The sequence below is a fragment of the Deinococcus sonorensis KR-87 genome, from assembly GCF_040256395.1.
GTDB lineage: Bacteria > Deinococcota > Deinococci > Deinococcales > Deinococcaceae > Deinococcus > Deinococcus sonorensis.
Genome location: NZ_CP158299.1, coordinates 2,440,837 through 2,465,485 on the forward strand (window position 1 = coordinate 2,440,837; position 24,649 = coordinate 2,465,485).

At 69.1% G+C, this 24,649-nt stretch carries 19 protein-coding genes; 8 read left to right on the forward strand and 11 right to left on the reverse strand.

Annotation, left to right across the window (positions count from 1 at the left end):
- Positions 1 to 25: 25 nt before the first annotated feature.
- The 4 genes from ABOD76_RS17310 (at position 26) to ABOD76_RS17325 (ending at position 5,559) form a co-directional block, all read left to right on the forward strand.
- Positions 26 to 3,322 (forward strand): chromosome segregation SMC family protein, encoded by a 3,297-nt coding sequence (locus tag ABOD76_RS17310; RefSeq protein WP_350243206.1) that lies wholly within the window; start codon positions 26 to 28, stop codon positions 3,320 to 3,322.
- A gap of 278 nt (positions 3,323 to 3,600) precedes the next feature.
- Complete coding sequence (locus tag ABOD76_RS17315) at positions 3,601 to 4,656, forward strand: GNAT family N-acetyltransferase (RefSeq protein ID WP_350243207.1); 1,056 nt, start codon at positions 3,601 to 3,603, stop codon at positions 4,654 to 4,656.
- Between the two features lie 60 nt (positions 4,657 to 4,716).
- Positions 4,717 to 4,887 (forward strand): hypothetical protein, encoded by a 171-nt coding sequence (locus ABOD76_RS17320; RefSeq protein ID WP_350243208.1) that lies wholly within the window; start codon positions 4,717 to 4,719, stop codon positions 4,885 to 4,887.
- 195 nt (positions 4,888 to 5,082) lie between these two features.
- Positions 5,083 to 5,559, forward strand: a complete 477-nt coding sequence (locus tag ABOD76_RS17325; protein WP_350243209.1) for a hypothetical protein — start codon at positions 5,083 to 5,085, stop codon at positions 5,557 to 5,559.
- Between the two features lie 164 nt (positions 5,560 to 5,723).
- Here the strand turns inward: ABOD76_RS17325 and infB are convergent, their stop codons facing one another.
- From infB to ABOD76_RS17375, 10 genes are all read right to left on the reverse strand, one after another.
- Entirely contained in the window at positions 5,724 to 7,637 is a 1,914-nt protein-coding gene (gene infB, locus ABOD76_RS17330; protein ID WP_350243210.1) for a translation initiation factor IF-2, read from the reverse strand.
- Positions 7,638 to 7,684: 47 nt separating this feature from the next.
- Positions 7,685 to 7,969 (reverse strand): YlxR family protein, encoded by a 285-nt coding sequence (locus tag ABOD76_RS17335; protein ID WP_350243211.1) that lies wholly within the window; start codon positions 7,967 to 7,969, stop codon positions 7,685 to 7,687.
- A gap of 3 nt (positions 7,970 to 7,972) precedes the next feature.
- Positions 7,973 to 9,172: a transcription termination factor NusA gene (gene nusA / locus ABOD76_RS17340; RefSeq protein ID WP_350243212.1), complete on the reverse strand. Its 1,200-nt coding sequence runs from the start codon at positions 9,170 to 9,172 to the stop codon at positions 7,973 to 7,975.
- An 82-nt stretch (positions 9,173 to 9,254) separates the two neighbouring features.
- Positions 9,255 to 9,752, reverse strand: a complete 498-nt coding sequence (gene rimP / locus ABOD76_RS17345; protein WP_350243213.1) for a ribosome maturation factor RimP — start codon at positions 9,750 to 9,752, stop codon at positions 9,255 to 9,257.
- Between the two features lie 145 nt (positions 9,753 to 9,897).
- Positions 9,898 to 10,539, reverse strand: coding sequence for a septum site-determining protein MinC (locus ABOD76_RS17350; RefSeq protein WP_350243214.1), 642 nt, complete (start codon positions 10,537 to 10,539; stop codon positions 9,898 to 9,900).
- Positions 10,540 to 10,642: 103 nt separating this feature from the next.
- Positions 10,643 to 12,586 carry a fasciclin domain-containing protein gene (locus ABOD76_RS17355; protein ID WP_350243215.1) on the reverse strand — a complete coding sequence of 648 codons (1,944 nt, stop codon included), beginning with the start codon at positions 12,584 to 12,586 and terminating at the stop codon, positions 10,643 to 10,645.
- Positions 12,587 to 12,742: 156 nt separating this feature from the next.
- Positions 12,743 to 15,919: a DNA translocase FtsK gene (locus ABOD76_RS17360; RefSeq protein ID WP_350243216.1), complete on the reverse strand. Its 3,177-nt coding sequence runs from the start codon at positions 15,917 to 15,919 to the stop codon at positions 12,743 to 12,745.
- 42 nt (positions 15,920 to 15,961) lie between these two features.
- A complete protein-coding gene (locus ABOD76_RS17365; RefSeq protein WP_350243217.1) occupies positions 15,962 to 17,098 on the reverse strand; it encodes a GGDEF domain-containing protein in 1,137 nt (378 codons plus the stop codon).
- Positions 17,099 to 17,280: 182 nt separating this feature from the next.
- On the reverse strand, positions 17,281 to 18,300 hold the full coding sequence (locus ABOD76_RS17370; protein WP_350243218.1) for a WD40 repeat domain-containing protein: 1,020 nt from the start codon (positions 18,298 to 18,300) through the stop codon (positions 17,281 to 17,283).
- A gap of 86 nt (positions 18,301 to 18,386) precedes the next feature.
- Complete coding sequence (locus ABOD76_RS17375; RefSeq protein ID WP_350243219.1) at positions 18,387 to 20,279, reverse strand: Ig-like domain-containing protein; 1,893 nt, start codon at positions 20,277 to 20,279, stop codon at positions 18,387 to 18,389.
- 226 nt (positions 20,280 to 20,505) lie between these two features.
- On the opposite strand from ABOD76_RS17375, the gene ABOD76_RS17380 reads away from it, so the two are divergent.
- Entirely contained in the window at positions 20,506 to 20,904 is a 399-nt protein-coding gene (locus tag ABOD76_RS17380) for a M67 family metallopeptidase (protein WP_350243220.1), read from the forward strand.
- Here the strand turns inward: ABOD76_RS17380 and ABOD76_RS17385 are convergent.
- Positions 20,863 to 21,885 carry a LysM peptidoglycan-binding domain-containing protein gene (locus tag ABOD76_RS17385; RefSeq protein WP_350243221.1) on the reverse strand — a complete coding sequence of 341 codons (1,023 nt, stop codon included), beginning with the start codon at positions 21,883 to 21,885 and terminating at the stop codon, positions 20,863 to 20,865. The two genes, ABOD76_RS17380 and ABOD76_RS17385, sit on opposite strands and share 42 nt — an antisense overlap.
- A 213-nt stretch (positions 21,886 to 22,098) precedes the next feature.
- On the opposite strand from ABOD76_RS17385, the gene ispG reads away from it, so the two are divergent.
- From ispG to map, 3 genes are read left to right on the forward strand one after another with little or no spacing between them, the layout of a single operon-like run.
- Positions 22,099 to 23,334, forward strand: coding sequence for a flavodoxin-dependent (E)-4-hydroxy-3-methylbut-2-enyl-diphosphate synthase (gene ispG / locus ABOD76_RS17390; protein ID WP_350243222.1), 1,236 nt, complete (start codon positions 22,099 to 22,101; stop codon positions 23,332 to 23,334).
- A gap of 28 nt (positions 23,335 to 23,362) precedes the next feature.
- Positions 23,363 to 23,761, forward strand: coding sequence for a DUF4259 domain-containing protein (locus tag ABOD76_RS17395; protein WP_350243223.1), 399 nt, complete (start codon positions 23,363 to 23,365; stop codon positions 23,759 to 23,761).
- Positions 23,762 to 23,816: 55 nt separating this feature from the next.
- A complete protein-coding gene (map, locus tag ABOD76_RS17400) occupies positions 23,817 to 24,617 on the forward strand; it encodes a type I methionyl aminopeptidase (RefSeq protein ID WP_350243224.1) in 801 nt (266 codons plus the stop codon).
- Positions 24,618 to 24,649: the final 32 nt, after the last annotated feature.

Genomic DNA, 24,649 nt, shown 5'->3' on the forward strand with positions numbered 1-24,649 from the left:
GCTACGCCTCTCTGAGGTGGCGGGCTTGATCGGGAGCATTACCCTGCAGGGCTTCAAATCATTCGCGGACCGCACCCGGCTGGAATTCGGGCCGGGCGTCAGCGCGGTGATCGGACCCAACGGCAGCGGCAAGTCCAACGTCGTGGAGGCGATCCGCTGGGTGACGCATCAGGCGCGTGCCCGGGACCTGCGCGCCGGGCGTTCCAGCGAGCTGATCTTCCACGGCTCCGGTGGCAAGGCGCCGCTGGGGCTGGCCGAGGTGCAGCTGGAACTTAGCGACGCCCAGGGGCAGCGGCTGAACCTGTGCCGCCGGGTCTACCGCGACGGCAGCACCGAGCAGGACCTGGCCGGCCGGCCGGTGCGGGTGCGCGACGTGCACTCGGCGCTGCGCGGCACCGGCCTGGGCGCCGGCGGGCTGGCCGTGATCGGCCAGGGCGAGGTGGGCAGCGTGGTGCAGGCGGAAGGCCGCACCCTGCTCGGGTACCTGCAGGAGGCGGCGGGTCTGTCGCGCAGCGTGGCGGCCCGCGAGGAGACCGAACAGCGGCTGCGCGGCGCCGATGACGGATTGGCCCAGCTGCAGCTGCTGGAAGACGAGCTGCGCGGCCGGGTGCAGCGCCTGGAGCGCGCGGCCCAGGCGGCCCGGCGGCAGCGGGAGTTGAGCCTGCGTCAGCTGGCGCTGGTGGAGGCCCAGGCCCGGCACCGGCACGACGTGGCGACCCGTGAGCTTGCCGAAGGCCAGCAGCGGGTGGAAGCGCTGGAGGCCGAGTCGGCAGAGCTGGCCCTCCGCATCCAGGCGGCCGCCGAGCGGCTGGAGACGCTGAGAACGGCGGTGCTGGCGGCCCGCGAACGTCAGCAGGCCCAGCAGCAGGCGCTGGAGCTGCATTCGGCGGCGGTGCGGGCGGCCGATCAGGCGCACAGCTACCACCAGCATCTGGAACGCGAACGCCAGACCCTGACGGCCGAGCAGGAGCGGCTGCCGCTGCACCCCCCAGAGCAGCCGGCCCCCGATACGGCGGCCCTGGCCTCCGCGCTTGCGGCCACCCGCGAGCGGCTGGACGTGGCCCAGCGTGAGGCGCGGCGGCTGGACGCGCAGCTGACCCAGGCGCGGGCCGAACACAGCCGCGCCGCAGAGCAGCAGGCACGGGCGGAAGCGCAGCACAGCACGCTCAGCCACGAGGCGGCCACCCTGCAACAGGCGCTGACCACCCAGCGGCCCGACCATGAGCAGGCGCTCGCGGCGCTGGCCCTGGCCCAGTCGGCGCGGGCGGAAGCCGAGGCGGCGCTGGCCGGCATGGGCGAGGCCGGCACCACCCTGCGGGAGCGTCAGCGGCAGCTTCAGGCTGAACTGAGCGCCGTGCAGGCGGCCCGCGCCCCCCTGCAGCGAGAGCGCACCCGGCTGGAGGGGCTGCTCAACAGCTACGCCCGCTACGGCGAGGGCGCCCGCCACGCCCTGAACAGCGACCATCCCGGCATCGTGGGCTCGGTGGCCGATCTGCTGACGGTGCCGGCCGACTACGAGACGGCGCTGGGCGCGGCGCTGGGGCGGCGGCTCGAACAGGTGGTGGTGCAGAGCGCCGACGACGCCCGCGAGATCATCGACCTGCTCAAGCGCCAGGGCGGACGCGCCACCTTCCTGCCGCTGGACCTGTTGCGCCCGCGCCCCAGACGGGACGCCGCGCTGCTGCACGAACCGGGCGTGCTGGGCAACCTCGCCGACCTGTGCCCGTCGGAGCCGGCCATTGTGGGCCAGAACCTGCTCTCCGATACCCTGCTGATTCAGGACCTGGGCGCCGCCACCCGGCTGGCCCGCCGGCACGCCAGCCGGCCCCGGCTGGTGACGCTGGAGGGCGAACTGATCGAGCCGGGCGGCGCGCTGACCGGGGGCCGGGTGCGTGACAGCGGGGTGGGGGTGCTGGCCGATCAGCGCCGGTTTGCGGAGCTGGACGACGAACTGGCAGAGCTGGACGCCCGGCAGCAGCGGCTGGAGCGTGAGCTCCCACAGCTCATCGCGGCATTGGGTGGTGAGCAGGAGCGGCAGGCGCAAGCCCGGCAGCGCCGCGAGGCGGCCGTGCAACAGGAGCGGCAGGCCGAGCGCCGGGCCACCGAGCTGGGCGCCCAGGTCCAGCAACTGGAACGGCAGCTGCTCCGCCTCCAGCAGTTGTCGGCCGGACCTCTCCCGGAGCGCTCGACGACCACTCCGCTCACGGACCCGGCCACCCTGGAAGCCCCGTTGCAGCAGCTGCGTGCGGACCTGGAGCAGCTGCAGGCCGCGGAGCGGGAACAGCAGGTGCAGCTGAGCGGGGCCAGGGACCTCCAGGCGGCCTGGAGCGCCCATCATGCGGCCGTGCAGCGGGTCGGTGAGCTGTCGCAGCGTCTGGCGGCCAACGCGGAAGCGCTGACCCGGCAGGCCCTCCAGCTGCAGGCGGCCCGCCAGGAGGTGGAACGGCGGCAGGCCGAACTCGGCACCCTGGACCCGCAGGCGCTCGGCCGCGCCGAGCAGGCGCGAGACGCGGCGTCCCAGGACTACGCCAGCCAGATCGGGCGGCAGAACCGACTCCGAACCCAGCTGGACGAACTGCGGCTCACGCTGGCCCGGCGGGAGGGCAGCCTGGGCAGCATTCCACCGGGCGCCCAGCTGCCCGGCACAGCCCGCGAGTGGCAGGCCGAACTCGGCCGGGTGCAAACGGAACTGGAGAGCATCGGGGTGGTGAACGCGGCGGCAGACGACGAGCTGGCGGCCGAGGCCGGGCGGCTGGCCAGCCTGTCCGCTGAACGGCACGACGCCGAGCAGGCGGTGGCCGAGCTGCGTGGTCACCTCGCCGAGCTGGAGCAGGTGGAGGCGCAGGCCATCACGCTGGCGCATCAGCGGGTGGCGCGCGCCTTCGCCGAGTATTCTGGCGAGTTGCTGGGCGGCAGCGGCGAACTGGACGCCGAGCGGGACGGAACGGGCCGGCTGGTGGGGCTGGCGTTGGCGGTGCAGCCCAAGGGCAAGCGCACCCGCAGCCTGAACCTGCTGTCGGCCGGCGAGCGGACCATGGCGGGCCTCGCCTTCCTGTTCGCGCTGAACCACGCGGGCGGCGAGGAGGGGATGGGTGGGCTGCCGCTGGCCGTGCTGGATGAGGTGGACGCGCCGCTGGACGAGGCAAACATCCGCCGCTTCACCCGGTTCCTGGCGCTGTTCGCAGAGCGCGGCTCGCAGTTTGTGCTGGTCACGCACCAGAAGGCCACCATGGAGGTGGCGCAGGCGCTGTGGGGCGTCACCACCGATGGCAGCGGGGCGTCGCGGGTGCTGAGCATCCGGCAGGCGCATGAGGTGGCCTGAGCGCCGGAGCATGGGAGCGGGCCGTCGCTGGACGCGTTCCTGCGAGAGCGATGGCACGTCACGGTTTCGGTGCCTGAGTGGGAAGGGTAGGGGTCGATCCGCTCAGGAGAAACGGCGCCTTCCCGAACGATGATGTCAGGGACGCGTCCTCGGGGTTGCCCCTCGTTGGCAGCCGTCGCGTCCTCCGGCTGGCCTGGACCGGGTCCGCCAGATGGCGCAGCCGGCCGGGTGCCATCTGGCGGATGCTGGGCTGACCCTCGCCTGGGCACACTGGGGCCATGAACCCGGACCTCCATCTGACAGTGCAGGACCCCACCACCCTCAGCCTGCACCAGCGGCTGGAGGTGGCGAGGCTCGAAGCCGAATGTTTCGCCTCCGCCTACCCAACGGACCCCCCCCTGCAGCCGGACGTGCTGGCCGAGGAGATGAGCCTGACCTCCGAGGACGAGGAATGCCGGCTGGTGCTCGCCCATCAGGACGGACAGCTGATCGGCCGGGCCCGCCTGGACTACGCGCTGACCCAGAACCGGGACCAGACGTCGTTGGGCGTGATGGTGCGCCCCGCAAACCGGCGCCGAGGGGTGGGCCGTGCCCTGGCCGTGCGGGCCGGAGAGCTGGCCCTGACGCTGGGCCGCACCTCATATATCGCTGCCACCGCCAGCCGCGCTCCGGCGGGCGAAGCGTTCGCAGCCTGGCTGGGGGCGCATCCGGCCCTGCCGATGATCATTAGCGAGTTGCGGCTGGACGGGCTGGACCAGGGGCTGCTGTCCCGCTGGGTGACGCGCCCGCACCCGGACAGCTACGCGCTGCACCGCTACGCCCACATCCCCGAGCATGAGCTGGCGCGGGTGGCCACCGTGATGCAGGTGATGAACACCGCTCCGCGCGGAGACCTGGCCTACGACGACTGGGAGATCACCCCCGCGATGGTGCGCCGCTGGCAGGAGATGCTGGTGGCCAGCGGTGAGCGGCGCCTGCTGTACGCGGTGGAACACCTGGAGAGCCGCACGCTGGTCGGGTACACCGAGGTGTTCTGGCACCCGGCCCGCGCCAGCCTGGTCTATCAGGGAGCCACGGGCGTGGACCCGGCCCACCGGCAGCGCGGGCTGGGCCAGTGGCTCAAGGCGGCCCTGCTGCTGGACCTTCCGGCGGCCAACCCGGAGGGTGTGCGGGTCCGCACCGGGAACGCCGAAAGCAATGCGGCCATGCTCGGCATCAACCGGGCCCTAGGCTTCCAGCCGGTCTTCCGGCGGATGGAATGGCAGGGGGAGACGGCCAAGTTGACTGCCCCCGGCCACCCCGCTCCAGAGTTGCAGGATTCACTGGCCCGCTGAAGTCCGCCGGGCAGGTCCGGAGTGGGGCGCCCGGGCATCGGGGTACACTTCAACCTGAGGATGACCCTTCCTTCAGACGCCGCCCCCACTCTGCCAGCCGCGCAGCGTCCGCTGGGACAGCGGTTCCTGATCAACTTCGGGACGTGCTACTTCGCCGTGTATTTCCTGGTGGTGGGGCAGTCGCCGGTGCACTGCCCGGTGGATGGAGGTTCCCGGTCGCGGACTGGTTGAACCGGGTGCTGGTTCATCGGCCGCTGCCCATCCCGCTGTCGGCCGGGGGCGGGGACACCTCTCAGGACTGGGCGTTGACCCTGGGTGGCCTCCTCGTGTCCCTGCTGCTGGGGCTGGTCTGGACGGGCGGGCTGCGCCCTCGCCCCGTCATCTCGTCATCTGGCGTGGCTTGCGGCGGGCCTGCGTGCAGCACTTGTGGTCTGGCTGCTGAGCTACGGACTGGCGAAGTTCAGCTTCGGCCAGTTCGGGCTGCTCTCGCCGGGGCAGCTGAACCACACCTACGGCCAGACCAGCCCGATGTTCCTGCTCTGGACCTTCATGGCGGCGAGCCCAGGGTACCAGCTGGTGGGCGGTGTGGCCGAGGTGCAGCCCGCCCTGTTCCTGCTGCACCGCCGGACCGTCACGCTGGGCGCCCTGATCGCGGTCGTCACCATAACCAACGTGTTCGCGCTCAACATGGCCTACGACGTTCCGGTCAAGCTGTTCAGCTTCCACCTGCTCCTGGCGGCGCTGGTGCTGGCCGCCTATGATCTGCCGCGGCTGCTGGCGCTCTTCACTGGAAGGGTGGTGCCAGCAGCCGAATGGCCGGCGCGCACCGGATGGGGGCGCGTCTGGGCCTCCTGGCTGGCCACGGTCGCCGTGCTGGCCCTGATGGGTCAGGCATCCCTGTAGGGTCAGCGGACGCTCGCTGCGGACCGGGAACTGACTAGGCTGGCCCCGCAGCCACTCAAGACACGCGGCTTCCACTGGATCAACGAGTACCCGTACAACCGCTGAGCGGCAGCAAAAAGCGCCGCGTCCCCAACCGGGGCGCGGCGCTCTGAGCGTTTTGTGGCTTACGCCTGCTGCACTTCCACCATCTCGCTGGCCTCGATGATGTCGCCTTCCTGCACATCGTTCCAGTCGAGGTTGATCCCGCACTCGTAGCCCTGCTGCACCTCACGCACGTCGTCCTTGAAGCGCTTGAGGCCCACCACGGTGCCCTCGTACACCACGGTCCGGCCACGCGTGACCTTGGCCTTGGCGTTGCGCTTGAAGCTGCCGTCGGTGATGTACGACCCGGCGATGTTGCCGTTCTTGGGGTGGCGGATGACCATCCGCACCTCGGCCCGGCCCAGGTACCGCTCCTCGAAGACCGGCTCCAGGTTGCCCTTGATCAGGCGGTCCACCTCGTCGATCAGCTCGTAGATGATCCGGAAGCTCTTGAGCTCTACGGCCTTCTGATCGGCGACCTTCTTGACGCTGCCCGACGGCGTGACGCTGAAGCACAGGATGGTGGCCTCGGCGGTGGAGGCCAGCAGCACGTCGCCCTCGGTGGGCGCGCCGATGCCGGCCAGCATCACGTTCAGCTTCACGTCGTCGCTCTGCTTCTTGGCCAGGATGCCCTGAATGGCCTCCACGCTGCCCTGGGTGTCGGCGCGCAGCACCAGGTTTACCTCGCGCACCTCGCCCAGCGGCCCCATGATGTCGTCCAGGCTCAGCTTGCGCCGCACCCGGGCGTCCTCGGCGTCGCGGCGCTGGTCCACCCGGCCCGCCACCACTTCACGGGCGGCGTGCTCGTTCTTGGCGCTCTTGACGGTGTCGCCGCTGCTGGGCGCGTCGCTGAAGCCCAGCACCTGCACCGGGGTGCTGGGGCCGGCGCTCTTGATGCGCTCGCCGTTGCTGTCGGTCATGGCCTTGATCTTGCCGTAGTTCTCGCCCACGACCAGGAAGTCACCCACGTGCACGGTGCCCTGCTGCACCATCACGGTGGCCAGCACGCCCGCCTGCTTGTCCACCCGGCTCTCGATCACCACGCCGCTGAATTCACCCTTGGGGTCAGCGCGCAGGTCCTCCAGCTCGGCGGTCAGCGAGATGTACTCCAGCAGGTCCTCGACGCCCTCGCCGGTCTTGGCGCTCACCGGCACCACCACCGTATCGCCGCCGTACTCTTCCGGCACCAGGTTGAGGGTGGTCAGGTCGGTCTTGACCCGCTCCACGTCCGCCTGCGGCAGGTCGATCTTGTTGACCGCCACGATCAGCGGCACCTTGGCAGCCTGGGCGTGCGCCACCGCCTCGCGGGTCTGCGGCATGATGCTGTCGTCGGCAGCCACCACGATGATGGCGATGTCGGCGACGTTGGCCCCGCGTGCTCGGATGGTCGTGAACGCCTCGTGGCCCGGCGTGTCGATGAACACGATGCGGCCCTTGCTGGTCTTGGCCTCGAAGGCACCGACGTGCTGGGTGATGCCGCCCGCCTCCTTGGCCGCCACCTTGGTCTTGCGGATGTAGTCGAGCAGGCTGGTCTTGCCGTGGTCTACGTGGCCCATGATGGTCACGACCGGCGCGCGGTGCGGAATTTCAACTGTGGTGGGCAAACTGGCGACCTCCTGGGTGGCAACTGCGGGCGCAGCGCTGGGGGCGGGGTGCGGAGCGGCCGGAGCCGCGTTCTGGGTCAGGGTGGCGGTGGCAGGTGCGGCACTCTGCGCGGGCGCGGCGCTCGGTGTGGATGCAGCGCTTGGTGCGGGAGCAGCGGTTGCCGGGGCCGGCTGGGCAGGCGCCTGAACATCGGTGGCGTCCGGCGCCGCGGCGCTGGCCGTCCCCGCTTCGGCCTCGCCAGCCAGGATCTCCTTGATCGTCTCGACGGTGTCCTCGTCCAGGGTGCTGGACACGCTCTTGTAGCTGACGCCGAGGCTGTCCAGGATTTCCAGCAGCTTATGGTTGTCCACGCCAAGATCCTTGGCGAGAGAATAGATTCTGATCTTCGACATACTCACCTCCGGTGAGAGCCGCCCGGAAGGGGCGGCAAAGCCATTGATTATCTCATGGCAGGGTCCTGTATGGCCGGTTGTGGGGTCTGGACGTTCAGCAGGGCGCTCACGGTGCCGGCCTGCGGGCCGAAGCTGCGGCGCAGCCGCTTCTCGCTCCAGCAGGCGGGGGTGTCAGCGCACACGTAGCGGCCTCGTCCGGTCCGGTGACCCGTCTGCAGCTGCCACCCCTGCTCACCGCGCACCAGCCGAAGCAGCTCGCCCTGGGGGCGTTTGCGGCGGCAGGCCACACAGCTGCGCTCCGGCACGTGCGGGGTGTGGGCGGCAGTGCTCACGGCTCAGTCCTCGACGTTGCTGCTGCCGTCGGGGTTGGCGACGGCCACGCTCTTGCTGTCCTTGAACAGCGCGTCGAAGGCGCTCTTGGCACTGCTGCTGGTCTCGCGGCCGCCACTCTCGTCCTGCAGCGCCTGCTGCATGGCGGCGTCCAGGTCGCTGACCGCCTGCGTCTCACGCAGGTCAATCTTGAAGCCGGTCAGCTTGGCCGCCAGACGCACGTTCTGCCCGCCCTTGCCGATGGCCAGCGACAGCTGGTCCGGCGTGACGGTCACGGTGGCCTCGCTGCGGTCGCTGTTGACCTCGATCAGGCCCACCTTGGCCGGTGACAGCGCGTTGCGAATGAACTCGCGCAGGTTGCTGTCCCACAGGATCACGTCCACGCGCTCGCGGCCCAGCTCGCCGGTCACGGCCTGGATGCGGTTGCCACGGTGGCCGATGCAGGCGCCGATCGGGTCCACGTTGCTATTGTGGCTGTACACCGCCACCTTGCTGCGCTGCCCCGCCTCACGGGCGATGGCCTTGACCTCCACGATGCCGTTGGCGACCTCCGGGATCTCCTGGCGCAGCAGGTAATCCAGCAGGCGCTCGTCGGCCCGGCTGGCCAGGATGGTGGGGCCCTTCGGGGTCTTGCGGACCTCCTTGAGGTACACCTTGACCCGGTTGCCGTTCAGCAGGCGCTCGCCGGGAATCTGCTCGCGCGGCGGCAGGATCGCCTCGCCGGCGCCCAGCTCCACGAAGTAGTTCTGCTTGTTGTCCATCCGGACGACCGTGGCGTTGATGACCTGGCCTTCCTTGTCCTTGTACTCGTTGAAGACGATGTTGCGCTCGGTTTCGCGCATCTTCTGGGTCAGGGTCTGCTTGGCCGCCTGCAGCGCGATGCGGGTGAACTTCTCGCGCTCGACCGGGAACTCCATCTCCATCCCGATCTCGACCTCCGGGTCCAGCTCCAGCGCGTCGGCCAATGAGATCTGGACGTTCTCGTCCTCGACCTTCTCGACCACCTCGCGCACGATCAGCACCTCCAGATCGCCGCTCTCGGGGTCCAGATGCACCTCGACGCGCTTGTCCGGCTCCACGTTGCGGTTGTAGGCCTGCGCCAGCGACTGCTCGAACGCCTCGATCAGCTGAAGCTCGTTGATGTTGCGGGCCTGCGCCACTTCACGCAGGGCCTCGGCGAAATTGATGTTCTCTGCCTGGGTCATATCACTTCCTTGTGGGCGGGTGCCTGGCGCACCCACCAGCGGGCCTGGCCGTCCTCAGACGCCTCAGGCCGCGACGAACCGCTCAGCGGTGGCGGTCCGGAAACTCGGCCAGATTGGCCTGAAACTCACCGATCCGCAGCGTGACCGGGCCTTCCGGCAGCTCGAACGTCACCTGCTCGTCTTCCACGCTGACGATCGGGGCGGTGAAGCTATGGGCGCCGCTGCGGACCCGGGCCTTGAGGCCCAGCATCCGCTCGAAATGCCGGGCGCGCAGCAGCGGGCGCTTGGCACCCGGCGACTCCAGCTCCAGACGGTACTCGCTGCGGATCGGGTCCAGACGGTCGTATTCCTGGCCCACCGTGCGGCTGGCCAGTTCGAGATCCTCGATGGTGACCGGCTGTTCGTCCTGGCGGTCGATGCGCACCACCACGATGGGGCGTTTGCCGGGATTCTGCACCTGCACTTCGAGCAGCTCGAAGCCGAGCGGTGCGAGCGCCTCCTGCGCGATGGTCTGCAGAACGCCCGCCGTGTTCTGGCTGGGCCTGGCTTGGTTGGATTGTACGGCTGAATTGTCGGTCATAAGTTGTCCGCCTTTCGGCGGTGTTCTCACCCCCTCCACGAAAAAAGGTGGGCGAATCCGGCCCACCCTCCGTTCGAGGAACTTGGTGACAGTATAGCAAATCTGAGTGCCTGAACCCCAACGCAGACGACGATCTGCCGGGGTGCTAGCTGCGCTGCGGGTGGTACGCCTCGATCTGGATGCTGCCGTCCTGCAGCCGGGCCAGTTCCGCCTCGGGGCTGGCCTCCCGGCGTTTCATGCTGTCCATGCTGCTGCTCTCCGGGGCGCGGGCCAGCGCGTCGGCGATGCGGATCTGTGCGCTGGCGATCGGGCGGGCATACACGATGGCGTCCTGCCGCCCGTCTGCGCCGGCATGTACCACTCCGCGCAGCGCCCCCATCACGATCACGTCGCCGCCCGCGATCAGCTCGGCTCCCGGATTCACGTCCCCCAGCACCACCACGCTGCCCCGGTACTCGCCCCGGAAGCCGGCCCGCAGACCGTGCTGCAGAATCACGGTGCGGGTGTCGTCCTGCGCCCGCGGGTCCTCGGGGGGCGGCGCGCTGACGCGCACCTGCGTGGGAATGGTGGCCTTGGGCGTCCGGACCCGAGTGACGGTGCCGCCGGCAGCCCGCACCGCCGCCAATGCCGCCTCCAGAGCCAGAGGGTCGGTGTCGCCGGCCAGTTCGAGTGTCACGCTGGTCTGCAGCAGATCCGGCCTGGCGCTCAGCGTGTCCGCCACGCTGCCGGCGGTGTCCTCACTCTCGATCAGCAGGTTGAGCCCGCCCAGTGTGCCGCGCAATTTCATGAGGGCAGTCTAGCAATCCACTGAGAAGGGCGATATGTACCTTTCCGCACAACGCAGCGGCGGCCTCCTAGGAGGCCGCCGGCGAGGGGAAACTCAGTTCAGCTCAGGGCAGGGCGGGCGGCATCAGCACGGTGTCAATCGCGTCGATGTAACCGTTGCTGGCCGGAATGTCCGCCTGGGTGATCATGGCCGATCCGATCATGAAGTTCCCACCGCTGCTGACCAGCTGCAGAGGCGCGTTATCGGACGTCGTGGTCCGCACACCCTGGGCTGCCGCGTCGCTGGCGGTGAAGCTGCCGCTCACCACGTGGTAGGACAGCACGCGGGCAAGCGCCGTGGGGTTGCTGGTTAGGTCGGAGAGCTGGGTGGGAGTCAGCTTGGCGAAGGCGTCGTTGGTCGGCGCAAACACCGTGAAGGGGCCGGCGCCGCCCAGCGTGGCGGCCAGACCGCTCTGCTGCAGCAGGCCGTTCAGCGTGCTGAAGCGCGGATCGGTACTGATCAGCTGAGCGACGGTGCTGGTCGCGGCCGGGGTGGCGGTGGCCGGAGCAGCCGGGGTGGCCGCGGCCGCCGGAGCCGACGGCGTGGTGGCATCCGTGGTCGCCGGGGTAGAGGGGGTGGCCGCCGCAGCATCCGTGGTGGCCGGGGTCGAAGGCGTAGCCGCAGCGTCGGTCGTGGCCGGAGTTGAAGGCGTGGCCGCCGCGTCGGTCGTCGAGGTGTCGGCGGCGACGGCGGGCGGGGCGGGGATGGTTACGTCCGACGGGATCAGCACCGCGTCGATCGCGTGGATCACGCCATTCGAGGAGGCGATGTCGGTGGCGGTCACGTTGGCGGTGCCGACCATGACCGAGCTGCCGCTGGCCATCACGCTGAGGCTGGAGCCTTCCGCGCTGGTCAGCTGGGTGCTGGTGGCGACCTGCGAGGCCGGCACCTTCCCGGCCACCACGTGGTACAGCAGGATCTGCTTGAGCAGCGCCGGGTCAGAGGCGATCACGGCGAGGGTGTCAGGATCGACCTTGTCGAAGGCCTCGTTGGTGGGCGCGAAGATGGTGTAATCACCGGTCATCAGCGTCTCGTCCAGGCCCGCGTCGCTGATCAGGCCAGCCAGCGTGCTGAAGCGCTCGTCCGAGGCGATCACGTCATAGACGGTGTTGCTGGCCGTCTCGTCGGTGGTGGTCGCGGAGGCGTCGGCCGAGGTGTCGGTCGTGGTGGCTTCCGTGGTCGTCGCGTCCGTGGTGGTGGTGTCCGTCGTCGTGGCGTCGGTCGTGGTGGTGTCCGTCGTCGCGTCGGTGGTCGTCGTGGTATCGGTCGCGGTGGTGTCGGTGGTGGTCGTATCCGCCGGCGCGCTGGGGGTGGTGGTGTCCGTGGTCGTGCTGGTGTCGGTGGTGGACGCGGTGGTCGCGCCACTCAGCGGCGTCACGGGAATGTCGGCCACGCTGATGCCGGCGGGGGCCGACGGGGTGGTGGCGGCCGGAGCCGCTGCTGGAGCGGGTTCCGGGGTGGCCGGCGTGGTGGTCGCGGCCGGCGCCGGGGTCACGGTCGCCATCGGCGGCATCAGCACCGTATCGATCACGTGGACGATGCCGTTACACGCCAGCACGTTGGCGCGGGTGACGGTCGCGTTGTTGATCATCACCTTGCTGCCCATGGTGCTGACCGACACGGTGGCGCCGTTGGCGGTCTTGGCCGACTTCAGCACCTTGACCTGGGTGGCATTCACCTTGCCCGGCAGAACGTGGTACAGCAGGATGGACTTCAGTTGATCCGGGTCATTGAACAGGTTGCTCAGCGCGTCGCTGGGCAGCTTGGCAAACGCCGCGTCAGTGGGGGCGAACACCGTGTAGCTGCCGCCCTGGAGCGTCTCGGTCAGGCCCGTCGCCTGCACCGCGGTCAGCAAGGTGCTGAACTGCGGGTCGTTCATGATGAGGTCCGCGATGGTGCGGCAGGTGGTGGCGGCCGGAGCAGCGGTCGTGGGGCCACCCGCACCACCGGCGAGCGCAGCGTTACCAAACATGAGGCCGAGCGAGAGCAGTGCGATCGATTTCTTCATGAGATCACCTCGGAGTAGATGGATTGCAAATCCTAATCAACACTATGGGTTGACAGAATGCAACTCAAATCAGATTTGTAGACCTCGGCTTATGAAAACCTAATTAATAATTAGAGCCAAACTCATTTGGCTCACATTCTGGTGGAGCGCCTGGCTTCAGCGGCCGAAGTACTCGGGAAGGTCTGCCTCGCTGATCAGCACGTCGCGGGGCTTGCTGCCCTGATGCTTGCTGACGATGCCCATGGCTTCCAGCATATCCATCAGCTTGCCGGCGCGAGCGTGGCCCACCGAGAGACGCCGCTGCAACCGCGACACGCTGCCCTGGCCCTCCTCAATGCAGATCTGGGCCGCCTGCCGCAGATAGGGGTCCGAGAAGTCCATGTTGGCGCGTTCCGGGGTGCTCCCGGCGCCCGCTTCCACCGCCCCGTCGAAGTCGGAGCCGTAAGCTTCCACGAACCAGTCCTCAAACACCTGCCGGCGCAGGAAATCTGAGATGCGCTGCGACTCCAGCTCTGAGATGTATGGCCCCTGGAGGCGTAGCGGCTTCACCAGCCCCGGCTGATAGAACAGCATGTCGCCCATGCCGGTCAGCCGCTCGGCACCCATCGCGTCCAGAATCGTGCGCGAGTCGTGGCTGCTGCTCACCGCGAACGCAATGCGGGCCGGCACGTTCACCTTGATCAGGCTGGTCAGGATGTCCACGCTGGGCCGCTGGGTGGCGAGCACCAGGTGCATGCCGGTGGCGCGCGCCATCTGGGCCAGCCGCATGATGGCGCTCTCCACCTCCTTGGGGCTGGTGATCATCAGGTCGGCCAGCTCGTCAATGATGATCACCAGGTGCGGCAGTTCCGGCTCGCCCACCTGACGCATCTTGGCGTTGAACTGCTCCAGGTTCTTGGCCCCGATCTGGCTCATCATCTTGTAGCGCCGCTCCATGTGCGCCACCGCGCCCAGCAGCACCCCGGCCGCGTCCATCGGGTTGGTGACCACGCCGCGCACCAGATGCGGGATGCCGTCGTAGGGCGTCAGCTCCACCATCTTGGGGTCCACCATCAGGAAGCGCAGTTCAGTGGGCAGGTAGCGGTACAGCAGGCTGGTGATCAGCGTGTTCACACACACCGACTTGCCGCTGCCGGTGCTGCCCGCGATCAGCAGGTGCGGCATCTTGGCGAGGTCGCCCACCATCAGGTCGCCGTCAATGCTCTTGCCCAGGATGATTGGCAGGCGGGCGCGGGTCTGCTGGAAGCTGGGGGCCGCCACCGCCGTGTGGAAGGTAACCGGCTCGCGGTCGGTGTTCGGCACCTCCAATCCGATGACGCTCTTGCCCGGCACCGGCGCCTCCACGCGCACCCCGCCCACCGCCAGCGCCCGCGCGAGGTCGTTGCTCAGCCCGGCGATCCGTGAAATCTTCTCACCGGGGGCCGGCTCGATCTCGTAGCGGGTCACAGTCGGCCCGCGCGCGAAGTCCACCACCCGGGCGCTCAGCCCGAACTGTGCCAGCGTCTGGTTGATCAGCTCGGCGCGCATCCGGGCCTGGGCATCCAGCTGGGCCAGGCCCATCGGCAACGCCGGCACCGGGTCCAGCAGGTCCAGCCCCGGAATGGCGATGTCAATGGCGCCGACGCTCGGCTTCGGCGCAGGCTTCTCGGGGGCCAGCGCGTCGTCGTCCTCCCAGGGCGGCGTCTCGGCCAGCTTGCGGCCGGACGGGACCGGAAGGTCGTCCAGCGGCAGGTCGGCCACCGGCGCCGCCGAGATGACCATCCGGTCCGGGGCCGCGGGCACCGACACTGGTTCGGTGGGCAGAGGAACCGGCATGCTCGGGGTGACCGCAACGGGCGTGGGGGGCGTCACCGGAACCGTCACGTTGACCGGCGCGGCAGGGGAGACCACCAGCACGGCGGGCTCCGGTGCTGCGGACGGCTCGTCGAAGCTGAAATCCAGGGCGGGCAGCGGCTCCGTCTGAACCGGCGGTTCGGTGATGACCGGAGGTGCGTCGTCGGTCTTCTCCGCCTCCGAGGGGGCCGTCACGCTCGCCTGCGCCTCCGCGGCGGCCCGGCTGGCCTGCGCTGCCAGTTCCTGCTCCAGCCGCAGGTCCCAGTGGGCACCGGCCCGCAGCGTCTCCTCGGCGTCGCGGCCCAGCGCTTCCGACAGTTCGGCGGCCAGCTCCGCCGGAGCCCGGTCAAACCGCGCGGTGCGGTCTGGCCAGCCGGGGTACAGCTCGGCACGGGTGCGCCACTCCAGGAAGCGGGTCTGCAGCTCCTGCCAGTCCTTGAGCCGTGCCTGATGCGCCGGGCGTTCGCGCAGCAGCACGGCGGCGTCGGCCTTGTTCAGGGCCTGCTCCGAGCGCTTGCGCAGCTGTTCGAGGGTGCCGGCCCGGTGTGCCAGCCGCTGCAGGTCCATGACCATCGCCCGGCGCAGCCGCTCCAGCGCGCCGCTCGCCATGGTGGACGGCAGCTCGGCGCTCAGGTCCGAGCGGCCAGCCTTCTGGTCCTTGGCCAGCGCCTCGGCCTGGGCGGCCGCTTCCGGCGCCTCCGCCTTGACCGCGTCCAGCAGTTCGCGGGCCGCGCTGCTCACGAAGCTGGCACTCACGTCGCGCCAGCCCTTGAGCTGCTTCTCGGTGGCTTTCAGTTCGGTTTCGTTCAGGGTGCCCAGGGTGCGGCTGGTCTTGCGCGCTTCGTCCTGCCAGCCGCTCAGCTCGCGGGCATCGGGATACAGCTTGCGCAGCGCTTCCAGGTCGCGGATGTGCGCCGCCACACCCTGCCGCAGGTGATGCCGCAGGCGGGCCGCGTCACGCCCCTCCTGACGGGCCTCCAGCGCGCCCTGAGCGGCCGAGGCGCTGCCCGCCAGCAGCAGGCTGACGCCCATGAAGAAGCGCCGCAGCAGCGTGGTGGGCGCCCAGGCGAACATGATCTCCAGGCCCAGCGTCAGCGTGACCAGCGGGATCAGGGCGGCGGCATACGAGATGGCCCCGAACAGCGGCTGCATGGCCAGTTCGGCCAGCTGACCGGCGGTGCCGGGCCAGAAGAGTTCCTGGAGCGCCAGCACCGAGGCGGTGACCAGTACGCCGCCCAGCACCCGGCGGGTGAGGCGGTTCAGGTCGCGGCCCAGGAACACCAGCACGCCGTAGCACGCTGGAATCAGCGGGAGCAGCGTGCTGGCCCAGCCGAGCGAGCCGCTCAGGGCGCCGTTGGCCCGCGACATGAAGCCGGCGCCCGACACCGGCAGGGCCACGGTAATGCCCAGAAAGATGCCCACCGCGAAGAGCACCAACCCCAGCACCTCGCCGTCGAAGCGGTTGGTATTCAGATTGCGTTTGACACGTTTGGTCGCCACTTGCAGCAGTTTATCAGCCCCAGGCCGATTGCGCAGGACACTTTACGCCGTGGCCGCATTTCCCAGCGGCTGGGGGACCACGTCCCGGCCCGCAGCGCCCAGCATCCCGAAGTCGCTGTCACTGCAGCACACGCGATTCCGCCCGGTCCTTTTGGCCTGATACAGCGCCAGATCCGCGCGGGCGGCCAGCGTCTCCAGCGTGTCGCCGGGCCGGGACGCGGCCACTCCAAAGCTGGCCGTCACCGGCTGGGCTGGCGCCAGATCAGCACCCGAAATGCTCAGGCGCAGCCGCTCCGCCACCTGCACGGCGCTCTGCAGGTCGGCTCCAGGCAGCACCACCACAAACTCCTCGCCGCCCCAGCGCCCGGCGAGGTCCTGAGCGCGGACCCCCTCCACCAGCAGCCGGGCGAGACCGCGCAGCACCTCGTCTCCCTGGGCATGGCCGAAGGTGTCGTTCAGGCGCTTGAAATGGTCCACGTCAAGCAGCAGCAGGCAGCCGGCCCCAGACGTGGGGCATTGCAGCAGCGCGCTGGCGCGGCTGGACAGGCCCCAGCGGTTCGGCAGGCCGGTCAGCTGATCGGTCTGGGCCTGCCGCTCCAGCTCCAGGGTGCGGCGCGCGGTGGCCTGCAGGCACTGCCGGGTCCAGCCCAGCACCAGCAGCAGGGCGCCCACCGCCGCACACATCGCTTCCAGCAGCAGCCAGCGCCCCAGCGCCTCGCCGCTGAGCGCACCGGCATGCACGGCCAGCAGTTCCGGGAGCGCCTGCAGGGCCAGCAAAAGCCCGACCAACGGCAGGGCCTCCCGCAGTGGCCGGCGCTGTGTCAGGGCCAGCGCACACAGCAGCACCAGCAGCACGCTTAACACGGTCAGGCCGTTGTCTGCAGAGGCAGGCACGGCAGAGCGCCACGCCAGAAACAGCAGGGTCGAGGCGCTGAGGATGAGCAGCAGCAGCCGGCGAAACACGGCGAGCGACAGATGCCCCCGCCGGACCAGGGCCGCCGTCGTCCACACCATCAGCAGGGCGGCGGGCGGTCCCCAGTGAAGCGGACCCGGAGGCAGGCGCAGGGCTGAACTGTACAGCCACAGTCCTCCGGCCGCGACCGTGCCGGTCAGCGTCTCGTTCAGCAGCGCCGCCAGGGGCGGAGCGCGGCGTTCCGGCACGGGACGGTGGGATGGCATGGTCCTCCTCAGGTCAGGAATGATGGCGTGGGTGATGGCGTCCTGGTCGGACCGGCGGTGTTCAGGGGCATGCTACCCAGCGCCCTGGTCCTCTGCCTTTACCTTCCGTCAGAGATGGAGACTTGCTCAAGAGTACGTCCCTGACGACTTTTTTCACGCTTATCATGAGGAGCACAGCGGCATTACGGCAGTTGCCAGAAACTCACGTTGCCGTCGCGCCCACCACCTACCAGCACCTGCCGCTGCCGGCCGTCCCACGCCACGCCCCTGACTGCATTGACCTGGGCCTGCACCGACGCGAGTGGTACACCGGTCTGCGTATTCCAGCGCTGTACCCGGCCATCCTCGCCGCCGGTGACCAGTTGATCCGGCCCGGTATACGTCACGCTGGTCAGGGGGCCGCGGCCCGGGTCCAGGTGACGGCCCGGCAGACCGCTGGCCACTGTCCACAGCTGGACGGTGCCGTCCTCGCTGCCGCTGGCCAGCTGCCGGCCGTCCGGGCTGAAGGCCACGGTGCTCACTGCGTCCGTGTGGGTGCGCAGGGTTCGCCACTCGCGCTGGCTGGCCACATTCCATACCCGCACCGTGAGGTCACGGCTGCTGCTGGCGAGCAGCGACCCGTCCGGGCTGAAGGCGACCCCCGTGACCTGCGCGGTGTGGCCGATCAGGGTCGCCACCGGATGACCGTGGGCCACCTCCCACAGCCGCACGCTGTTCTGGGGCCCGGACAGCGGTGTGGTGCCTCCCAGCCCGGTCGCAAGCAGGCGGCCGTCCGGGCTGAATGCCACCGACGTGGCGGTGGAGGCTCCAGAATCCAGGCGCAGCCGCAACGCGCCGTCGCTGACCCGCCACACCCGCGTGCGCCCATCGGCGCCGGCTGAAGCGAGGCGGCTGCCGTCCGGGCTGAAGGCCAGCGCCTGCACCGCGCCGGGCTGGCGCAAATTGCGAACCGCGTGCTGCCGCTGCAGGTCCCAGAGCAGCACGCGGCCTTCCTCGCCGCCGATGGCCAGCAGGGTGCCGCTGCGGGTCACGCCCAGCGCCCGCACATCGCTGCTGACGCCGTTCAGGTGGGTGAGGGTAGAGGTGGTTGGTGTGACTACGGCCAGAAGCGCCGCTGGTGTCGTGAGCGGGAGGGCGGCATGGGCCGAGCCGGCCATCAGCAGGCCCAGCAGGAGGCGGACGGTGGGACGGAATAAAGGCATGGAGGCTCTCCTGGAGGAATGAAGGACGGCACCCCCGGAAGGACCGGAGGTCCTTTCGAGGGTGCCGCAGGGAGGTGAAGTGAACCTTACTGGGGGCGGGCGAGGGAGATGGTGCCGCTGCCAGTGGTCTCGTTCAGCTGAGCCACGTACAGGTTGCCGGTGCGCACGTCCTCGGTGACGGCCAGCGGGCTGGCTTCGTTGGTGCCGTTGAACGCGATGACGCCCGGCTGCATGCTGCCCTTCACGCTGCCGCCCGTGCCGCTCACGTCCAGCGCCACGATGTCCTTGAAGGTGCTGTAGCGCACCACCAGCAGCTTGCCGTTCAGCGACGAGCCCGCGCGGGTGTATTCCACGGCGCCGTCCGCCGAGGAATGGGTCGGGAAGATGTACGCGGGGGTGCGGTAGTTGGGGTCCGGCAGGGTGTTCAGCGGGTACTCCGGCACCTGCCCGCTGGCCGCCACGCTGACCGCGTCGGTGCCGCTGGTGTGACCCGCGTTCATGGTGTACTCGCAGCGGGTCGGGTTGGGGTGACCGTAGTAGCCGTTCTGATCCACCCGGAACAGGAAGTCCGCCTCGGGGGTTTTCATGGTGATCTGCGGGGCGTACGGCAGGCTGCTGGCCTTGACCAGCCGGTTGGCGCACAGCGCCGGCAGGGTCGCGGGACGCTCCGGAGTGATGCCGCCGGAGGCCGAGCCGTTGGTCGGCACGTACAGCTGACCGTTGCTGTGCCACACCATGGTGTACCCGTTGCGGATCCCGGTGGCGTACAGCTGCAGCGGGGCGCCGCTGGCGTAGGGGTTGTATCCGGCCGGGTTGCCCGAATCATCCTCGGTCTTGACGTTCAGCGGCAGCGCCTTGGGATCCACCTTGTTGAAGTCCAGCCGCAGCATGGCGGCCGTCAGCAGGTGCTCGGTCCGGTAGTCCCAGATCGGGTCCGGCGCGCCACCCGAGTTGCTGGCCCCCTGCAGGATGTACAGCGAATTCGGGTCCTTGGGGCTGAAGGACACACTGTTGGTCATGTGGTCCTTGGTGGAGCGCGGCAGGCCCACCACCAGATCCTTGACCTTGGTCATGCCCGGGCCGCACAGGCGGGTGATCTTGCCGGTCCAGTCGGGCATCTTCTTCTGGAAGTCGTAGTAGTAGTTGTTGCTGACGTACAGGATCGGGTTGCTGGCCGTGGACGCCGGGTCAAAGGTCAGCCCGATGATGCTGCGGTACCCACTGGGGTTCCCTGCATCGGCGTCGCGCCCCACCAGGGAGCGGAGGTCCTCTGCAGCGCCGAGCGTGCCGTCGGCGTTGACGGTGAAGCGGCGGATCACGCCCTTGAGGGTGGCCGCGTACAGCTTATGATCCGGCCCGATCGTCAGGTTGGTGTAGTTGTCCTGCGGGACCGTGCCCAGCGCCACCTTGGTGAACGAGGCGGGCGGGAGCGTTTGAGTCGCGCCGGTGGTGAAGCTGGACTGGAACGGCGTGAAGCCCACACCGTTCAGGTCCTTCAGGCCGCTCGTCACGTGGAAGGTATAGGTGGTGAAGGCCTTGAGCTGCTGGGTGCCGGTGGGGGTGAGCACGATGGTGTCCCCGCCGCCGGAGGTGTTGGCGTTGGACGGGACCACCGCACCGCTGCTGTCGGTCAGGTAGATGGTTGCGCTGCTGATGGTACGCGGGTCAATGCCGTTGCCGCCGTTGGAGTTGGACAGCAGGCTGACCTCAGCCGTCACACCGCTGAGGGTGGACACGTTGGTGGCGTTGTTGGCGGGCGTAACGGTCCGCACCGAGGGCGCGGTGTCGGCCAGCGTCTGCAGCGCCTGAGTGGTCGCCGGCTGGCACTCCGCGTTGATGATCTGGAGGTTGGTTGGGGGTGGTGGCGGTGGGGGAGGCGGCGGATCGACGACAGGTGGATTACAGGCGGCCAGCAGAGCCGTAAGCAGCAGGGCGGAAGCTGCAAGGCGGGAGTGAGAGAGCAGGAAAGGGTTTTGCATGCGTACGGTCATCCTTTAGGCGTATCAGAGAGCGAGATGAAGAACAGTAAGTCCAGCGTGGTTATGATGCCGCGCCGGCTGTAAATCCTTCGTAACAGCTGAGGGCCGTGATCAGCGTTCCTGTTACGGTCACAGCGGCAGGCTCACCGGAGACCCCTTCAAGCACAGAACCCGGGTCGGTCCCCTCCGGCATAGTGAAGGGGTGAAGCTCACACTGCCTCATGTCATGGAAGCGGCCCTCTGGCAGCACGTGAATCAGGCCCTCCCGCAGGAGGCGGTGGGCGTGCTGGGCGGCCGGGCAGGGGTGATCCAGGCGGTGTATCCACTGCCGAACCGGGCTCAGGATCCGCTGCGGACGTACCTCGCGGACCCAGGGGCGCTGGTGCGGGTGCTCAAGGCCATGCAAGCAGACGGCCAGGACTGGCTGGCCATCTACCATAGCCATCCTCAGGGCCCCGCCTGGCCCAGCCGCACGGACCTGGAACGGGCCACCTACCGCCTGCCGTACCTGATTGCGGACGCCCGGCGGGGAGAACTGCGCGCCTTTCTGCTGCCGGGAGGACAGGAAGTGGAGTTGCAGCGCTCAGGGCTGCCGGGCCAGCACGCCCAGCACCCGGCGAGCTGAGAGGTACCGCTGGGTGTAGTACCGCTCGCTCAGTCGGTTAATGCTGACCCGGCCGTCATAGCTGTTGGCATGGATGAACTCGCCGTCGCCGAGGTAGATGCCCACGTGCGACACGGTGCCCAGGTCTTCCGTATCGAAGAACACCAGGTCGCCCGGCTGAAGTCTGGACTGATCCACGCTCAGGCCTACCATCGCCTGCTGTTCACTCTGACGCGGCAGCCGCACCCCCAGCGGCCCGAACACCTGCAGCACCAGCCCGCTGCAGTCCAGTCCGGACCGGCTATTGCCCCCGTACACATATGGCACACCCATGAAGCTCATGGCAATCTGACGCCAGTCGTTCGTGGCCGGCGTGGCCTCTGCCTGCTCTGGCAGAGGCACGCCCTGCGAGAGCTGAGCAGACGGAGGGGTAGGTGCCGCCTCCACCGTCAGAGAGGGGACCTTCAGCGATTGCCCTGGCTTCAGGTCGGCGGCGTCCATGTCGTTGGCATCCAGCAGCGTCTGAACACTGAGGCCGTACAACCGGGCGATGCCGTAGGCGGTCTGCCCGGGCTGCACCACATGGACCCTGGCCTGAGGCGTGGTGCTGGAGGTTGGCGCTGCTGGAGCGGCCACAGGCACCGGTGTGGACACCCCGGCGGGAAGCTGGAGCCGCTGTCCCACCCGCAGGTCGGAGGTGTCCAGATGGTTCAGGGTCAGCAGGGCGTCCAGGCTCAGCCCATGGGCCCGCGCGATGCTGTAGGCAGTGTCGCCCGGCTGCACGGTGTAACTCCCGGTGACCGGAGTGGCGGCCGTGAGGGTCAGCGTCTGACCCACGTGCAGGTCCGGCCCGCTCAGGTGGTTCAGCTGGAGCAGGGCCTCCACGCTGAGCCCAGCGTGACGGGCGATGCTGTAGGCGGTGTCACCTGTCTGAACGGTGTAGCTGCTGTCCCCCTGTGCCCGGGCCGCCGAAAAGGCGAGCAGCAGACTGAAGGCAGCCATCAACGGAACAGGGCGCATATCACACCTCGGAATTGGGACATGGAGAAAGAATGAAATCCAGATGAGCGCAGGAAACGCAGGCAGTGTAACACGACTCACCCGGTCCGGTTCAGCCAATGTTCATGGTGCGTTTAGCATTTCTCTCCGAAGTGGGGGAAGCGGTTGTGCCTTCCCGCGCCATTCCTGGCCAGGATCACCGCTAGACTGAACTTTATGAGCCCTTCCATCACCCGTCGTCCCACCGTGACCGCCTGGGTGGGCGGCGTGCCCATCGGCGGCGGCCACCCGATCGTGGTGCAGAGCATGACCAACACCGATACCGCCGACGCAGAGGCCACCGCCATTCAGGTGGCCCAGCTGGCCCGCGCCGGCAGCGAGATCGTGCGGGTGACCGTCAACACCCGCGAGGCCGCCGCCGCCATCCCGGAGATCGTGGCGCGGCTGGCGGAGGTGGGCCTGGAAGTGCCGATCGTGGGTGACTTCCACTACAACGGCCACATTCTGCTGCGCGAGTTTCCCGAAACGGCCCGGTTGCTCGCCAAGTACCGCATCAATCCCGGCAACGTTGGCGCCGGGCAGCACCACGACGCCAACTTCGCCACCATGATCGAGGTGGCCAAGGAGTTCGGCAAGCCGGTGCGAATCGGGGTCAACTGGGGCAGCCTGGATCAGAGTGTGCTGGCCCGGCTCATGGACCGCAACGCCCTGCTCGCCACCCCCCGCAGCGGCACCAACGTGATGATCGACGCGATGGTGACGTCCGCGCTGGAGAGCGCCCAGTACGCCGAGCGATTGGGCCTGCCGCATGACCGCATCATCATCTCGGTGAAGGTCAGCAGCGCGCCGGAGCTGTGGCAGGTGTACCGTCAGCTGGCCGCCGAGTGCGACTACCCGCTGCACCTCGGCCTCACCGAAGCGGGCATGGGCATGAAGGGCATGGTGGCCAGCAGCGTGGCGCTGTCCCCGCTGCTGTTGGACGGCATCGGCGACACCATCCGCGTGTCGTTGACCCCGGAGCCGGGGGCCAGCCGCAAGCTGGAGGTTGAGGTGGCCCAGCAGATCCTGCAGAGCATGAACCTGCGCTCGTTTCTGCCGCAGGTCACCAGCTGCCCCGGCTGTGGCCGCACCACGTCGCAGTTCTTTCAGGAGCTGGCCCAGCGGATCGAGGGCTACATCCGCGAGAGCATGCCCGTCTGGAAGACCCGCTACCCCGGCGTGGAGGAGATGCAGGTGGCGGTGATGGGCTGCATCGTGAACGGTCCCGGCGAGAGCAAGCACGCCAACATCGGCATCTCGCTGCCCGGCACCGGCGAGGACCCGCGCGCCCCGGTGTACCAGGACGGCAAGCTGCTGACCACCCTGAAGGGCCCGCGCATCGTGGAGGACTTCCAGGAACTGCTGGAACGCTACGTGGAGCAGACCTACGGCGAGAAGGCCGGCGTCTCCTGACCCGCGCCTGAGCAGCTATGCTGACCGCATGAACGTATGGGGCACCGGAGCCTTTGACAACGACAGCGCCGCCGCCTATGCCAGCGAGGTGGTCAGTGACGGCCTGCCCGCGCTGCAGGAAGCCTTCGAGGTGGTGCTGGACCCCGACACCGACTTCATTGAGGCCGAGGAGGGTGCGCGCGCCGTCGCGGCGGCCCAGATTCTGCAGGTGCACCTGAGCGGCGACACGGCCCCCCTGACGGACGCGGCCCTGCGAAGCTGGCTGGCGGAACAGCCGGCCGGGAGTCTGGCCGGGCTACACGAGGTGGCGGCCGAGGCGCTGGAGCGGGTCCTGGGACCGCAGTCGGAACTGCCGGACCTGTGGGAGGAGGCCGAGGACGGTCAGGCGTGGCGCGGGACGGTGGAGGGCCTGCGCGCCGGTCTGTAACACCGTGAGCCAGTTGCCCGCCGGGGGCGGTGGCCGGTGCTACGCTTGATGCCTTATGGCCAGAACTGCCCTCAAAACCCCCCGCGAAATCGAGGCGATGCGCCGGGCCGGCGCCCTGGTCGCGGAGACCTTCAACGTCCTTGAACCCCACGTCAAGCCGGGCGTGAGCGTGCTGGAACTCGATCAGATCGCCGAGGCCTTCATCCGCTCGCACGGCGCGATTCCCGCCTACATCGGGTACGGGCAGCGCTCCAATCCGTTTCCGGCCACCATCTGCGCCAGCATCAACGAGGTCATCTGCCACGGCATCCCCAGCCCGCGCAAACTGCGGGAGGGCGACATCATCGGCGTGGACATCGGCGTGAAGATGGACGGCGTGTACGGCGACGCGTGTTACACCTACGTGGTGGGCAATGCGGCCCCGGCGGTGCAGCAGCTGGTCGAAACGACACGCGCGTGCCTGCAGGCGGGCCTGGACGCCGTGAAGCCCGGCGCCCGCACCGGCGACATCGGCGCGGCGATCCAGAAGCTTGCGGAGGAGCGTGGATACGGCGTGGTGCGCGAGTACACCGGGCACGGCATCGGGCGCAACCTGCACGAGGAGCCGACCATCTACCACCACGGCCGGGCCGGCACCGGACTGGTGCTGCAGCCGGGCATGGTCTTCACCATCGAGCCGATGATCAACCTGGGCCGCCCGGAAACCCGCCTGCTGCCGGATGGCTGGACCGTGGTCACGGCCGACGGCAAGCCCAGCGCCCAGTTCGAGCACACCCTGGTGGTCACCAAGGACGGGTATGACGTGCTGACGCTGCCCGGCCACCTGACGCCCGCCAGCCCGCAACCGCGCGCCTGAGCCGCACCCCGGCAGCAGTAGACAGCCCCCGC

Bases quoted from the DNA above. Each gene is read 5' to 3' on its own strand.
- map (WP_350243224.1), top strand. From the start codon at position 23,817: ATGGCCAGAACTGCCCTCAAAACCCCCCGCGAAATCGAGGCGATGCGC.
- ABOD76_RS17350 (WP_350243214.1), bottom strand. From the start codon at position 10,539: ATGAAATTGCGCGGCACACTGGGCGGGCTCAACCTGCTGATCGAGAGT.
- ABOD76_RS17380 (WP_350243220.1), top strand. From the start codon at position 20,506: ATGGAAGCGGCCCTCTGGCAGCACGTGAATCAGGCCCTCCCGCAGGAG.
- ABOD76_RS17395 (WP_350243223.1), top strand. From the start codon at position 23,363: ATGAACGTATGGGGCACCGGAGCCTTTGACAACGACAGCGCCGCCGCC.
- ABOD76_RS17385 (WP_350243221.1), bottom strand. From the start codon at position 21,885: ATGGCTGCCTTCAGTCTGCTGCTCGCCTTTTCGGCGGCCCGGGCACAG.
- ABOD76_RS17355 (WP_350243215.1), bottom strand. From the start codon at position 12,586: ATGAAGAAATCGATCGCACTGCTCTCGCTCGGCCTCATGTTTGGTAAC.
- ABOD76_RS17365 (WP_350243217.1), bottom strand. From the start codon at position 17,098: ATGCCATCCCACCGTCCCGTGCCGGAACGCCGCGCTCCGCCCCTGGCG.
- ABOD76_RS17375 (WP_350243219.1), bottom strand. From the start codon at position 20,279: ATGCAAAACCCTTTCCTGCTCTCTCACTCCCGCCTTGCAGCTTCCGCC.
- ABOD76_RS17315 (WP_350243207.1), top strand. From the start codon at position 3,601: ATGAACCCGGACCTCCATCTGACAGTGCAGGACCCCACCACCCTCAGC.
- nusA (WP_350243212.1), bottom strand. From the start codon at position 9,172: ATGACCCAGGCAGAGAACATCAATTTCGCCGAGGCCCTGCGTGAAGTG.
- ABOD76_RS17320 (WP_350243208.1), top strand. From the start codon at position 4,717: ATGACCCTTCCTTCAGACGCCGCCCCCACTCTGCCAGCCGCGCAGCGT.
- rimP (WP_350243213.1), bottom strand. From the start codon at position 9,752: ATGACCGACAATTCAGCCGTACAATCCAACCAAGCCAGGCCCAGCCAG.
- ABOD76_RS17370 (WP_350243218.1), bottom strand. From the start codon at position 18,300: ATGCCTTTATTCCGTCCCACCGTCCGCCTCCTGCTGGGCCTGCTGATG.
- infB (WP_350243210.1), bottom strand. From the start codon at position 7,637: ATGTCGAAGATCAGAATCTATTCTCTCGCCAAGGATCTTGGCGTGGAC.
- ispG (WP_350243222.1), top strand. From the start codon at position 22,099: ATGAGCCCTTCCATCACCCGTCGTCCCACCGTGACCGCCTGGGTGGGC.